Source organism: Hyphomonas pacifica (assembly GCF_000682675.1).
Classification (GTDB): domain Bacteria; phylum Pseudomonadota; class Alphaproteobacteria; order Caulobacterales; family Hyphomonadaceae; genus Hyphomonas; species Hyphomonas pacifica.
On sequence record NZ_AWFA01000045.1, the window covers coordinates 1 to 13,133 of the forward strand.

Annotated in this window: 16 protein-coding genes; 7 read left to right on the plus strand and 9 right to left on the minus strand. The window is 60.0% G+C overall.

Features of this window, described 5'->3' with window-relative positions; translation table 11 throughout:
• Positions 1–34 precede the first annotated feature (34 nt).
• From zapE to HY2_RS12620, 4 genes are all read right to left on the minus strand, one after another.
• Complete coding sequence (gene zapE, locus HY2_RS12605; protein ID WP_034828174.1) at positions 35–1,162, minus strand: cell division protein ZapE; 1,128 nt, start codon at positions 1,160–1,162, stop codon at positions 35–37.
• Between the two features lie 51 nt (positions 1,163–1,213).
• A complete protein-coding gene (locus HY2_RS12610) occupies positions 1,214–2,038 on the minus strand; it encodes a hypothetical protein (protein WP_034828175.1) in 825 nt (274 codons plus the stop codon).
• Positions 2,039–2,073: 35 nt separating this feature from the next.
• Positions 2,074–2,676, minus strand: a complete 603-nt coding sequence (locus HY2_RS12615; RefSeq protein WP_034828176.1) for a rhomboid family intramembrane serine protease — start codon at positions 2,674–2,676, stop codon at positions 2,074–2,076.
• 115 nt (positions 2,677–2,791) lie between these two features.
• Positions 2,792–3,226 carry a response regulator transcription factor gene (locus HY2_RS12620; RefSeq protein ID WP_034828177.1) on the minus strand — a complete coding sequence of 145 codons (435 nt, stop codon included), beginning with the start codon at positions 3,224–3,226 and terminating at the stop codon, positions 2,792–2,794.
• A 241-nt stretch (positions 3,227–3,467) separates the two neighbouring features.
• Here HY2_RS12620 and HY2_RS12625 point away from each other — a divergent pair, with 241 nt between their 5' ends.
• Together HY2_RS12625 and HY2_RS12630 are read left to right on the plus strand one after the other, a co-directional pair.
• Positions 3,468–4,373: a GNAT family N-acetyltransferase gene (locus tag HY2_RS12625; protein ID WP_034828178.1), complete on the plus strand. Its 906-nt coding sequence runs from the start codon at positions 3,468–3,470 to the stop codon at positions 4,371–4,373.
• Between the two features lie 59 nt (positions 4,374–4,432).
• Positions 4,433–5,122, plus strand: a complete 690-nt coding sequence (locus HY2_RS12630) for an SOS response-associated peptidase (RefSeq protein WP_034828179.1) — start codon at positions 4,433–4,435, stop codon at positions 5,120–5,122.
• Here the strand turns inward: HY2_RS12630 and HY2_RS12635 are convergent.
• From HY2_RS12635 to HY2_RS12650, 4 genes are read right to left on the minus strand one after another with little or no spacing between them, the layout of a single operon-like run.
• Positions 5,119–6,666: a carbon-nitrogen hydrolase family protein gene (locus HY2_RS12635; protein WP_034828180.1), complete on the minus strand. Its 1,548-nt coding sequence runs from the start codon at positions 6,664–6,666 to the stop codon at positions 5,119–5,121. The two genes, HY2_RS12630 and HY2_RS12635, sit on opposite strands and share 4 nt — an antisense overlap.
• A 32-nt stretch (positions 6,667–6,698) precedes the next feature.
• Positions 6,699–8,000, minus strand: a complete 1,302-nt coding sequence (locus HY2_RS12640) for an ATP-binding protein (RefSeq protein WP_034828182.1) — start codon at positions 7,998–8,000, stop codon at positions 6,699–6,701.
• 7 nt (positions 8,001–8,007) lie between these two features.
• Positions 8,008–8,691 carry a response regulator gene (locus HY2_RS12645; RefSeq protein WP_034828184.1) on the minus strand — a complete coding sequence of 228 codons (684 nt, stop codon included), beginning with the start codon at positions 8,689–8,691 and terminating at the stop codon, positions 8,008–8,010.
• Positions 8,688–9,155, minus strand: a complete 468-nt coding sequence (locus HY2_RS12650; RefSeq protein ID WP_051594994.1) for a MarR family winged helix-turn-helix transcriptional regulator — start codon at positions 9,153–9,155, stop codon at positions 8,688–8,690. Before HY2_RS12650 ends, HY2_RS12645 begins: the two co-directional genes overlap by 4 nt.
• A 55-nt stretch (positions 9,156–9,210) precedes the next feature.
• Between HY2_RS12650 and HY2_RS12655 the strand changes: the two genes are divergently transcribed.
• From HY2_RS12655 to HY2_RS12675, 5 genes are all read left to right on the plus strand, one after another.
• Positions 9,211–10,095 carry a branched-chain amino acid aminotransferase gene (locus HY2_RS12655; RefSeq protein ID WP_034828186.1) on the plus strand — a complete coding sequence of 295 codons (885 nt, stop codon included), beginning with the start codon at positions 9,211–9,213 and terminating at the stop codon, positions 10,093–10,095.
• Positions 10,096–10,157: 62 nt separating this feature from the next.
• Entirely contained in the window at positions 10,158–11,657 is a 1,500-nt protein-coding gene (locus tag HY2_RS17645) for a hypothetical protein (protein ID WP_206741029.1), read from the plus strand.
• A 63-nt stretch (positions 11,658–11,720) separates the two neighbouring features.
• Positions 11,721–12,176 (plus strand): dUTP diphosphatase, encoded by a 456-nt coding sequence (dut, locus tag HY2_RS12665; RefSeq protein ID WP_034828188.1) that lies wholly within the window; start codon positions 11,721–11,723, stop codon positions 12,174–12,176.
• 170 nt (positions 12,177–12,346) lie between these two features.
• Positions 12,347–12,544, plus strand: a complete 198-nt coding sequence (locus tag HY2_RS12670; RefSeq protein ID WP_034828190.1) for a hypothetical protein — start codon at positions 12,347–12,349, stop codon at positions 12,542–12,544.
• A gap of 85 nt (positions 12,545–12,629) precedes the next feature.
• Positions 12,630–12,860: a hypothetical protein gene (locus HY2_RS12675; RefSeq protein WP_233346365.1), complete on the plus strand. Its 231-nt coding sequence runs from the start codon at positions 12,630–12,632 to the stop codon at positions 12,858–12,860.
• Positions 12,861–12,880: 20 nt separating this feature from the next.
• On the opposite strand, the gene HY2_RS12680 is transcribed toward HY2_RS12675, so the two are convergent.
• Positions 12,881–13,063: a hypothetical protein gene (locus tag HY2_RS12680; RefSeq protein ID WP_034828193.1), complete on the minus strand. Its 183-nt coding sequence runs from the start codon at positions 13,061–13,063 to the stop codon at positions 12,881–12,883.
• Positions 13,064–13,133: the final 70 nt, after the last annotated feature.

A 13,133-nucleotide genomic window follows, 5' to 3' on the forward strand; every position in this document is an offset into this window, starting at 1 on the left:
CGCCTTCACGGGCGTCGCATGTGCAGCTGGATTCCTAATCCAGCTCCGGTTCCATCTTCTCTTCTGCCAGATAATCGGTTGAGCGCATTTCGTGCAGGCGGCTGACTGTGCGTTCAAACTCGAACGCCCCGTCGCCTTCCGGATAGAGCGCCTCCGGTTCAGCCGCGGCGCTCGCCACCAATTTGACTTTGGCCTCATACAGCGCGTCGATCAGCGCCACGAAGCGGGCGGCTTCATTGCGATTTTCCGGCCCAAGCGTCGGAATGCCGGACAGGATCGCCGTGTGGAAATGCGCCGCAATCGCCAGATAATCGCGTGAGCCGAGCGGACGCGCGCACACTTCTTCAAACGTAAACCGCGCCACACCGGCGGCTTCTCTGTGCACCTCCAGCTTCCGACCCTTCACTGTCAGCGTGCAATGCTGCGGCTCTGCGCCAGAAGTCAGCCGGTCCCACGCCCGGTCCAGACCAGCCTCGGCCTCATCCCCCAGCGGAGCATACCAGACCGGGGCCTCGATCAGGCGATCGAGGCGGTAGTCGCGTTCGGAGGCCAACTCCATCACCTGGCAATGATCTTTCAGATGCTGAATGAAGGGTAGGAAAAGAGGGCGGTTGATGCCATCCTTATAGAGATCATCAGGATGACGGTTTGAGGTTGCCACCACCGTTACGCTCTGCGCGAATAGTTCATCGAACAGGCGCGCCAGCACCATCGCATCGGCAATCTGCGTCACCTGGAATTCATCAAAGCAGAGCAGGTTCGCGCGTGAGGCGATCTGTTTCGCCACTGGGGGGATCGGGTCATCGCCCGCGCCCTTGACGCGCCACTCGGATCGCTTGCGTTCGCTGCCCGACAGCTTTCGCCATTCATCCAGCAGGTCGTGAACCTCTGCCATGAATTCATGGAAGTGCACCCGGCGACGCGCTTCAATCGGCGCGTTTTCGAAGAACAGATCCATTAGCATGGATTTGCCCCGGCCGACCCCACCCCAGAGGTACAGTCCCGTTACGGGCTTTGGCTTGGAGAACCAGCCGCCCTTCGGTTTGTTGGCCAGGCGCCGGGCCAGATCGTCAAGCGCAACGGCAGCTTTTTCCTGTACAGGGTCAGGGGAGAGCTGACCGCTCTCGACCCGCGCCTGATAGCGGTCGATGACAAATCCCATCAGCGCCGATCCGGGCTGGTGGGGAAGGGGAGGTATGATCCGTTCACGAAATTATGGGTCCATCAACTCGGTTATGGGGACGTTCTCAAGTATGTTGATCGTCAGGTTCTGAGAACGCAAAATGTCTGCTAGTTCTTCATCAGTAGGGTTGCTTTGAAAGGCGCTGTCAAAGGCCTGCAGCGCACGGTTCGCGGCCATCATCTTCTCGTCTTCGAGAATGTCCAGTTGCTCGTCTTCAGGTAGGCTGTCCCAGTCCTTTTCGGTCTGTGCGAAAGATGCGCCAACCATGCCCAGCGCGGTCATCCGGACAGAGCCTTCCATCATGTAGCCCATGGTCATGCCGGCATCTCCGGCCTTGCCGAACAGGCTTGCCGCCAGGGACTGGCGCTCATAGTCGGTTTGCGGGGGCCGGGTGTCTTCTGGGCCCAGCACCTGGCTGAAGAAATCCTGCTCGTACTCCGGGGCCAGGCAGCCCTGCAGCAGGCATTCGGCGGTATTGTAATAGCCAAACGGGTTGCCCCAGCGGGCCGCCAGAACATAGAAGGCCACGCCGCGCGGCTGTCCTTCCTCACCGCCATAATTCTGTTTCTGATACAGCCAGCCCAGATTGCTGGCCGCCTGAGCTGCCCGCAGCTGCATCTCGCTGCCTTCTGTGCAGTCCTTGTTATCGTAGCAGATCTCAACCCATTCGATCATCTGATCGAGCGCCGTCTCATCGCCGGCTGCGGCGCGGTCGCTCAGCGGATTGATCTCTGCGCGCAGGGCCTGCAACTGGTCGCTATAGGTGTCGGCGTCTGCCGTCATCAGGCCCGGCAGGCCAAGGGCGGCAAGCCCCAACACAAGGGGGCGCGCGGCCCGGGCAGTCAGTGTCATCATCAGGCTCCCTCCTCATAGGGGTGGACGATTCGGCGCTAACCCAGCCTTTCGGCAATCTGGCGCATCAGGCTGGTCCAGGCTCCCGGCACCAGAATCAGGGTCAGCACACCGCCCGCCAGAGCGCCGCCAAGGTGGGCTCCATGTGCAATCATCGTATTCTCCCGGCGGGACAGAACAAAGCTGATCGTAATGAAAAGGACCGCGGCCACAATCGCCCACATCGGAATGATGAAGAACACGCCCAGCAGGGCAAAGGGTGCCAGCACGCTGAAAGACAGGATCACCCCGGAAGTTGCCCCGGAGGCACCGACGGCGCGATAGTCCGGCTTGTTCAGATTGTCGATATATTCCCAGATATTGCCGGCCAGAAGAGAGCCGAAATAAATCATCAGGAAGATACTTGCCCCCAGCGCGCGTTCCAGATGGCGGCCGAATTCCCACAGCACATACATGTTGATCAGCAGGTGCGTCGCGTTCACGTGCAGGAAGGCAGACGTCACGAACCGCCAGTATTGCTTGTTCTGCCGGATCGGCGCGATCCAGAAATTGTTCTCTTCAAAGAAGTCGCGGTTCGACAGGCCAATCATGCTGACCAGAACATTCGCGGCGATCAAGCTCAGCGTTACGGGAAATTCCATCGGCAGCAGACCCTTCTGGTATCTCGTCCAGCAAAAAGCCGCCCGGACGTTTCTCTGGGCGGCTTAGCAAGGAGCAGGGGCGCCCGGCAAGCGCTGCCCTGAGTGTGGGGTCGGATCATGCGGCCTTAATGGCAGCGGCTTCGACACCCGGCATCAGGTCCATCAGGAAGTCTTCAAAGGCGTCAGGGCGCTGGATGAAGCGATTGAACGGCAGGTTTGCCTTGAAGACGGCTTCCGGGTGAATGTTGGCGCCGCAACGCAAAGCAGACTCGACGGCCTGGTCGCGCACATCCATGGAAGAGACAACGGCGATACGGTATTTGCCCATATTGGCAATACGCGCGATCGTCATATCCGGGTCGAAGGAGTCCGGCAGGCCCAGATCCAGAACGACAAGATCAAAACGCTCCAGACGCAGGCGGGATTCGGCAGCCATCAGGGTTGGCGCCATCACAAGGTCAATCTGCACACGAGAGCGCGCGGCCTTGTCAGCGGCAATCGCCAGCATGTCTCTCACCGGCTCGTGATCTTCAACCCAAAGAACTTTCATCTACGCTCATCCTGATTAATTAGCCTTGGAAGGAAAGGCTTAAGCCAACCCCGTCTTGTGGTTTACCTTGCCACGGGGCTCTTACGTCTTAGTAAATCGAAGCTTTCCGAAGTGTTTATATTTCAACAGATTGCAGGCCCAGCGCTCTTTTCTGTCGCCTCCACAATACTGACTTTCTCCTTTGTAGGATCGTCCGGTATCCCTATGTTCCTAAAGGGGAGAACGGAGTGGCAGAGCCGCCATGACTGACGAAAGCCTGGCCCGAAAAGACGCCTCAGCACAGGCATCAGCTTTTCTGGTTGCTGATGAAAAAAATAATGATCAGCACATTGTTGATGTGCTGATTGAGGAGCGTTGTCCGAATTTGCGGGCCAACTGGTCATGGCCTCTCGTGCGACCGGTGCTCTACAAAATGCTTGGATATCGCAAGGCGCGGGAGATGGCGGACGAGATTGTCCAGCTGAATGGCCGCGACTCGTTTGACCTGCTCTCCCGTCATCTCGATTTCCAGCTGGAGGTGGAGGGGATTGAGCGCATGCCGCGGGATGGCCGGTTGATCATTGCCGCGAACCATCCGACAGGCCTTGCCGATGGTGTGGCCGTCTGGGACCTGCTGAAGCGCGTGCGTGATGACATCATCTTTTTCGCCAATGCCGATGCCGTGCGCGTCAATCCGCGCTTCCAGGATGTCATCATCCCGGTCGAATGGGTGGCAGACAAGCGCACTCCAGCCAAGACGCGGGAGACGCTGAGGCGGGCAGGGGAGGCTTTCGCTCAAGAGAAGTGCGTCGTCATCTTCCCGTCCGGTCGGCTGGCCCGGAAAGAGGATGGCCGTCTGATTGAGAAGGACTGGTTCTCCACCGTGGTCGGTCTCGCCCGGAAACAGAATGCGCCGATCCTGCCACTCAATCTCGATGCCTGGAATTCCTGGCTGTTCTACACCCTGTCTGACGTTAGCGGAGAGCTGCGCGACATTACCCTGTTCCATGAGTTGCTGAACAAGCGTGGTGCCAATGTGCGCATGACCTTCGGCCAGATCATTCCGCCGGACCATCTGGAAGGTGATACCAATCAGCTGACCGAACAGCTGAAAGCCCATGTCGCCTATGAGTTGCTGAAAGACAGCAACGCCGTGTTCAAGCCCTGACGCCGCAGGGCTGTCGCGCCATCTAGGCAGGCTGCGCGACGCTCGTTAAGGGAAGGGGCATGGCGGGCCGTTTCTTCAGACAGGATATTTCGTGGCAGGACTATCGCGAGGCCACCGGCCTTGTGCCCCCGCCGGGCATTGAGGCCCCAGAACCTGCCTTCAACATCGCGCCCAGCCAGTTCGTGCCGATTATCCGCATGGCGCCGGAGGGGGAATATGTGCCGCGCGGCACGGTGCAGCTCGCGCCTGCCATGTGGGGGCTGATCCCCAGCTGGTGGAACAAGGCCCTCAGCGAGAAGAAATTCTCCACCCATATGGCCAAATGCGAGGAGCTGGAATTTTCCAATACCTTCCGCGGGCCGTTCCGCCATCATCGCTGCCTGATTCCGGCCAGCGGCTATTATGCCTGGGTCGGCCCGCAGGGGCATCGCAAGCCCTATGCGGTGGGCCTGACCGAGCGGCGCTGGTTCTGCTTTGCGGGCCTGTGGAATCGCGCGATGATTGACGGGTCGGAAATCGACACGTTTACAATCCTCTCTACACGGCCAAACCGTCTTGTGTCGGACCTGTCCAGCCGCATGCCGGTGATCCTCAAGGCGTCGGACCATAAGCGCTGGATGGATTCCGACAATCGCAAAGTGTCGGACTTATACACGCCATATCCAGGCGCCGAGATGGAAATATGGCCCGTCAGCCCCGCCGTGGGGAATGTCTACAATCAGGGCGAAGGCCTGATCCACCGCGCCTAATTCTTCTTCCAGGCGACCTGATAGAGATCAAGTCGGCGATCCTTGAGATTCTGCACTGCGCCTGACTGGCGGGCTGTCAGAAGGTCAGAGATCGAAAGGTCTGCCAACGCGATGGTTTCCGTGTTCGGCGCTGTGTCTGCGGCGACCCCGTCCCGGGAGAAGGGGAAGTCCGATGGCGTCAGGATGGCACTTTCCGCATAGTGAATATCCATGTTCTCGACATTTGGCAGGTTTCCGACCACGCCGGACATGGTGACATAGCACTGATTTTCCACCGCGCGCGCCTGGCAGCAATAGCGTACGCGCAGATAGCCGCGGCGCTCATCAGTGCAGAAGGGCACGAACAGCATCAGCGCGCCCTGGTCGACAAGGTGGCGGGCGATCTCCGGGAACTCGCTGTCATAGCAGATCATCACGCCGATCGGGCCGCAATCGGTCTGGATCACGGAATTGCCGCGCCCGCCCTGAATGTTCCACCAATGCCGCTCCGACGGGGTCGGGTGCAGCTTCTGCTGGGTGTGGACAGAGCCGTCGCGCAGGAAGACGTGGCAGACATTCAGGATCTCGCCATTCTCCATCTGCTTGGGGTGCGTGCCGCCAATGATGTTGATATTGTAGGAGACTGCCAGCTTCTCCATGAATTCCACAAAGCGCGGCGTATATTCAGACACCTGAGCAATCGCATCGACCGGGCCCAGCGGGCGCTCGGCCAGTGACAGCAATTGCAGGGTCAGCATTTCCGGGAATACGACGAAGTCAGACTGATAGTCCGACGCGATATCGACCCAGTATTCCAGCTGCCCTTCGAATTCATCAATTGAGGTGATGCGGCGCATCTGCCATTGCACGGTCGCGATGCGCACGCGCTCTGGCAGGGAGGTGTCGCCAAAACTGGTATTGGTCTTGATCTTTTCCTGCGCCAGCGGGTTCTCCCAGAACATGTGCGTGGCATGTCCCATGGAGTCCGTGTCCTCCGGCAGGTAATGCTGCAGCACACCCAGCGGCTGGTAGCCCTGGTTCAGCTGGAACGTGATCACCGGATCGCGCAGTTTGGATTCCTGCACGGCCTTCACATAGTCTTCTGGATTCGGATATTGCTTCGCCCTGCGGGCATAGCCCGGCATGCGACCGGCAAAGACGATGCCTTTCAACTCCAGCCATTGGCAGAGCTCCCGGCGCGCCTTGTAGAAGCGCTGGCCGATGCGCAGGCGGCGGAAATCCGGGTCCACGGCCACATCCATACCATAGAGGACATCGCCCTCCGGATCGTGCCGCGCAGCATATCCGCCGCCGGTAATCTGCATCCAGGTGTGCGGCCCGAAGGCGTGCTCGGAGGCGATCATGAAGGTGGCGCAATGGCCTACGATCAGGCCTTCATACTCGGCCACAAACTGGCCGTCCGGAAAGCGATTGATCTGGGCCATCAAATGGTCGCGGGAGTATTCGTCGCCTTGGCCATAGACCTTGGCGGAAAGTTCCTGAAGGGCGGGGATGTCATCCGGCGTGGCGTTGCGGATGATCAGTTTGGCTTTGCTCGTGCTCATAAGGGGAGAAATGCCTCTGGAGGGGTAAAGGTTCAATGGGGCAGGCGCAGGCTAGCCCGCAGGCCGCCCAAGGGGCTGTCACTCAGGCGAAGGTCTCCGCCATGGGCGCGGGCTGTATCGCGCGCCAGCGTCAGGCCAAGACCGGTGCCGGATGTATTCTGGGTACGGGCTTCGTCAAGGCGCATGAATGGACGAAAAGCCTCTTCCCTGCGGGCGGGCTCAATGCCGGGCCCATTATCATCGACATGTATATCGGCGGCGTGGGGCCCATCGACAAGGGTGACGTGGGCCTCGGTGGCAAATTTCATCGCGTTGGAGATCAAATTGGTGACTGCGCGTTTGATGGCCAGGGGCCGCCCACGCACGCGAATGCTCTGCGGTCCGGTTACCTCTATATGCGGGCCGAAGCCGACCGCGATCTCGCGCACCAGCCTGGCGAGGTCAAACGTCACCGCCTCGTCGCCTTCCTCGCCGCTTGCGAAGGTGAGGTACTCATCAAGCATCATGGACATATCGTCCAAATCTGACTGAGCGGCTTTTATGTCTTCGGTCGGCTCCATCATGGCTAGCGCCAGTTTCAGGCGGGTGAGGGGGGTGCGCAGATCGTGGCTGACCCCGGCCAGCATGGCGGTGCGCTGCTCGGTGAAGGCGGTCAGCCGGTTTTTCATGTCGATCACGGCGCGGGCCGCATCACGCACTTCATTGGCCCCGGAGGGGCGAAAATCCGGCATCTCGCGGCCCCGGCCAAAGGCGCGCGCGGCTTCTGCCAGACGCAGGATGGAGCGCACCTGCTGGTTCAGGAAGCCGATCGCCAGCGTCACCATGAACAGAGAGAAGATGATGACCCAGACAATGAAGAAGTGAGACGTGATCGTCAGCACACGTTTGCGCTCGACGACAATCTCTGCCGTGCGCCCCCCGGCGGGGAAACGTAAATGCAGCATGGAGGTCTGCGGGTCCAGCGCGGTATCGACCGGCACTTCCAGCCGGGTTTCCAGTTCCTCGTCCAGCGTGCGGCTATAGGAGAAGACGTTGGCATAGGTGCTGCGATTGAAATCATCTTCCTGACTGTCGCAGGTAAAGGTCAGGTCCAGGCCTTTGCTGATCATCTCGCGGTCAAGTCCGGCATCATTGCCGCCTGCGCAATAGGCCTGCACGAGGCTGGTGTCGCGGGCGATGGACTGGCCCAGCTTGCGGTTCACCTCGGCGATATGGCTGTCATAATAGTACCATGTCATCAGAGCAAGGATCAGTACGACCGGTGCGATGACCATCAGCATGCTGCGGGCATACAGGCCGCGCGGCGTTATATCTCTGAGGCGGAAGCGCTTCATGCCAGGATCAGTCCGGCATCAGGCGATAGCCGACGCCGCGTACGGTTTGCAGATGGATCGGCTCTTTCGGGTTCGGCTCGATCTTGCGGCGCAGGCGCGTCACCTGAACGTCAACGGACCGTTCAAGCCCGGCGGAGGTGACCGCTGCCAGTTCTTCCCGGCTGACCGCTTCGCCGGGATGGGCGGCCAGTGCGGTCAGCAATTGCAGTTCGGCCTCGGTCAGCCGGATGCGCCTGTCGCCCTCGCGAAGTTCGCCGCGCTGGGCGTTGAAGATGATGCCGGACATCTCGACCTCTTCCGGCGGGGCCTCCGTATGTGTCCGGCGCAGTATGGCGGCGCAGCGCAGGGACAATTCCTCCGGCTCAAAAGGCTTGGCCAGATAATCGTCCGCACCCAGTTTCAGGCCTTCGATCCGGTCGGTCGTCTGCCCGCGCGCGGTCAGCAGCATGACCGGCGTATCCTTGTTGCGCCCCTCGCGGATCGCCTGCAGCAGGCTCAGGCCGTCCTCGCCCGGCATCATGATGTCCAGAATGGCCAAGTCAAAGCTCATCGTGTCCATCAGCTTGCGGGCGGTTTCCGCGCCGGGCGCAGACGTGACGCGATAACCTTCGCGCGTCAGGAAGCGTTTCAGCAGATCGCGGATGCGGTCATCATCATCGACGACGAGAATATGCACGCTGTCTCCGTTCATTTGATCAGCGCGTCCAGAACCTTGCGGGCGCCTTCCACGGCGTCCGGTCCGGCGGCACGGTAGGCAATGCGCAGCCGCTCTCGTAACACAATGGCAATTTGCGTGGTCAGCGTCGTGCCGGCATCCGAGAGGACCAGCGTGCGGCGGCGCTTGTCGCCCTGTGCGTCGCGTTCACGCTCGATCAGTCCTCGCTGGTCCAGATCGCCAATGATACGGGCAAAAGTGGGTACGGTCATGCCCAGCGCATCACGTAGATCGCCCACAGTATGGCCGGGCTGATAGCGTACAGCCATGAGAATTTGCAGCTCTGGCTTGCTCAGCCCTGCCTTGTGTCGGGCCTCATCTGCGGTCTTGATCAGTTCCGCGCTCCCCGCCAGCAGGAGTCCAACGCCCCGATCCAGTTCCTGATCCATCAGGAAGAGGCGAGGGTCGAACGGTCTATTCAGGTTGACGTCAGGGGCCATAGTCTGAAAAAGAACTCGAAATGAGAAGAAGTGCAAGCGAGGAGCGCTGAAACAGATGTCTGGAACCGCTTATGATGACCGCGATGGGTATATCTGGATGGACGGCGAATTCGTACCGTGGCGGGATACCAAGGTCCATGTTCTGACGCACGCGCTGCACTATGCCTCCTCCGTCTTCGAAGGTGAGCGCGCCTATAATGGCAAGATCTTCCGCTCTCTGGACCATTCCAGGCGCCTGCACAATTCTGCAGAAATCATGGGCTTCGACATCCCCTTCACGGTGGAGCAGATCGAGGAAGCCAAGCGCGAGGCGCTGGCCAAGTCCGGCCTCGACAGCGCCTATGTGCGGGCCATTGCCTGGCGCGGGTCTGAAATGATGGGCGTCTCTGCCCAGAACAATACGATCCATTTGGCCATCGCGGCCTGGTCCTGGGGTGACTATTTCAAGGACAAGATGAAAGGCATCCGCATGACGCATGCCCAGTGGCGCCGTCCGGCCCCGGACACCGCACCGTGCCATGCCAAGGCCGCTGGCCTTTACATGATCTGCACCCTGTCCAAGCACTCCGCAGAGCGTGATGGCTATGCCGATGCGCTGATGCTGGACTATCGCGGCCAGGTGGCCGAGGCGACCGGTGCGAACATCTTCTTCGTGCGCGACGGCGCGCTGCACACGCCGACCCCGGATTGCTTCCTGAATGGTCTGACCCGTCAGACCGCTATAAAGCTGGCCAAGGAGCGTCAGATCGAAGTGATCGAACGCGCCATCATGCCGGACGAACTGCCGACCTTCTCCGAATGCTTCATCACGGGTAGCGCGGCAGAGATCACGCCGGTGGCCGAGATTGGTGCGCATAGCTACAAGCCGGGCCAGATTTCCGAAGCCCTGGTCGAGGACTACTCCAACCTCGTAAATGGCAAGTTGGACGTTGCGCTCTAGGCCATTGAGTCTGGAGTAAAAATAACAATTGCCTCCGGGTATTTCTGCTATGGTTTCCACCAATGGGTGCGGCGTGGCAGCGATTCTTCCGATACCGCCTGAAATGGGTGGTGGCTTCATTGGGCCTGAACGGCCTTGTGTTGCTGCTGTTGTCGCTGTCATTTGGCGAGATAGATCGTCTGCCGGGCACACCGGATGATGCGTTCGAGGTAGACATTGTTTACCTCGAACCTGATCCTCTGCCAGAGCCAGAGCCAGAGCCAGAGCCAGAGCCAGAGCCAGAGCCAGAGCCAGAGCCAGAGCCAGAGCCAGAGCCAGAGCCAGAGCCAGAGCCAGAGCCAGAGCCAGAGCCAGAGCCAGAGCCAGAGCCAGAGCCAGAGCCAGAGCCAGAGCCAGAGCCAGAGCCAGAGCCAGAGCCAGAGCCAGAGCCAGAGCCAGAGCCAGAGCCTCTTTCCGAACCCGAACCCGTCCCGGCCCCTGAGCCTATTCCGGCCCCTGCACCTGTTCCGGAGACGGAGCTTGTGATGGAAGAGGCCCTGCCGCCGCCGGAAGTACCGGTGAAGACCGTGGTCGAAGATCCCGCGCCAGAAGAGGTGCCGGCCCCTATTGTTATGGCGGAGGAAATCTTCTTGCCGCCTGAACCCGGTCTGCCTGGGGAGGAGATGTCCGAAGAGCCGTCCATGGAGTTTTTGGCGGAGGTGCCTGAAGACCTTCCCGATATGCTGGAAGTGCCCCTGGACGAGGCCGAGCCTGACCTGATCGAGGAACCTCTGCCGGAGGAGCTGCCTATTATGCCGGCCCCGGAAGCGCCATCCGACGCGCCTCCCGTTCAGGTGCCGGAACCGGACATTTCCGAAGAATTGCCGGAACAGGAAGAGACGGCCCCGGTGCAAGAACCGGAAATGCCTGAAGAGGAGCAGCCTGTAGCTGAGGAAGACCTGCCCCCTGCGCCGGAGCGGGTGGATTCGCCCGAGCCTGCGCCGCCAGAGGTGGACCTGCCCGATGTGGTCCAGCCCGAACCGGGGCCTGCCGACGACATCGTGACGCTGCCTGAACCGCCGGGCGCACCTCCGGAAACGACAGCTGCGACGTCAGCGCCCCCGCCAGCCTTCGCGCCGCAGACCGGGCGCCCGCCGCCGCGCATTCCAGGAATTGAGCTGACCTTGCCCCCCGCACCCTCCGGGGGAGGGGGTGGCGCGTTGGCTGCCCTGATGTGTCACAAGATGACCGAGGAGCAGCGCCGTCAGGCAAAGTGCGATCTGCAGGCGACCAAGCAGGTCTACAAGGATCTCGCCAATGCAGGGCTCGACCGGGAAGAGCAGAACCGGCTGAACGATACCTATGCTGGAAAGCTGCGGCAGACCATGCCTGCCGATACGGCCATCGACTCCTTCCTCAAGAAGAATGACGAGCAGCAGAAATACATGCTGGATGGAATCGACAACACGATCTTCCTGAAACGGCAGAGCGAGTCGGAAATGCAACATGACAAGCTGATGCGCGGCGACACGATGGACTGGGAAAAAGACATCCGCGACGCGCATGAAGACGATGAGGAATAACAACCCCGCTGGTCGGCGCTATCTGCTTGACTTGGTATTGCGACTCCGCCAACGGCTAAAGGCATGAGCAAGGTTACTGTATCCGTCCGCCCGCTGCCCCATTTCGAGGGCCTTCAACTGCCTGCCTATGAGACCACCGGCTCTGCCGGCATGGATGTCAGGGCGGCTGTTTCCGAAGATGATCCCATCATGCTGCAACCCGGCGAGCGAGGCATGATCCCGACCGGCCTGTCCGTTGCGATCCCGCAAGGCTATGAGATTCAGGTGCGCCCGCGCTCCGGCCTCGCGGCCAAGCATGGCCTGACCTGCCTCAACACGCCCGGCACGATCGACAGCGATTATCGCGGCGAGATCAAAGTGATCCTGATCAATCTGGGCCAGGAGGCCTTCACTATCCAGCGCGGCGAGCGCATCGCCCAGCTGGTGCTGGCGCCGGTCACCCAACTGGCCTGGGAAGAAGTGGAAAGCCTGGACGAAACGGAGCGCGGCAGCGGCGGGTTTGGCTCCACCGGAAGATAATTCCGATTTTTTCTTGAACCGGCTCTGGTCGATATCCATATATTGTTTATCGATAAGTTCAGGAGATTGGGCATCCGCCGTATTCGCGGGTCCAGCCATGAAACGGGGAGGCTCCAGCCAACTGGCTTTCGAGATCGAAAGTTTGTGTGTTGCTGAAAAGGAGCCTGCCCGTGACTGTATATCTTCCCCTTGTCTTCTTCCTGATTATCCTGGGTGTGATGCTGCTGCGCAGGCCGGGCCGTGAGCCGGATGTTTCCCGTGAAGCCTCGCAACAGATCGCCAATCTTTCAGAGCGTATCCGCACGCTGGAGGCGATCATTACGGATCGTGACAGGCAATTGCGCAAGGATATTGATGGATTGTCTTAGAAGTCAGGCAGTTTTCAGCTAGAGTGGCTATAAATGACAAGGATGTCCGCTTTTGCGGAGCCCTGATAAGAAGGAGTGGAGCCTCGTGAATCCGTTTGAAATGATCGTTATCATCGTGCTGATCTGCGTTGGCGCGGGCGTCGTAAACAATTACTTTCGGATGAAGGCCAACCGCCAAGCCGATGCGGCCTCTGATGCAGATATGGACCGTGTGCTGGGCGAAGTGAATCGTCTCAAGGAGCGGGTTCGCGTGCTTGAGAAAATTGCGACCGATCAGGAGCGTCAGCTCTCGGAAGAAATCCGGAAACTGGCCTGATCTCTACGCGACAGGCAAACTCAGTCGCCTGTGCCGCCGCCGCCCGGAATGCGCATCTTGCGGCGCTGGGCGGCAAGCTGGGCTGGTGTTTTCTTGGCGGCCGGGCTGGACCCGACTTCCAGTCTGAGTTGTGCCCGGCGCTGACGACGTTCGTAAATCGGTGGCATGGCAAGATGGCCTTTATATCGTTTCGTTATGCTCATCACACTAGAACAATGCGTCATCATTGTGATCGTTTCCTTAAGACTCCTTAACGCATTGGCGACATGTCCG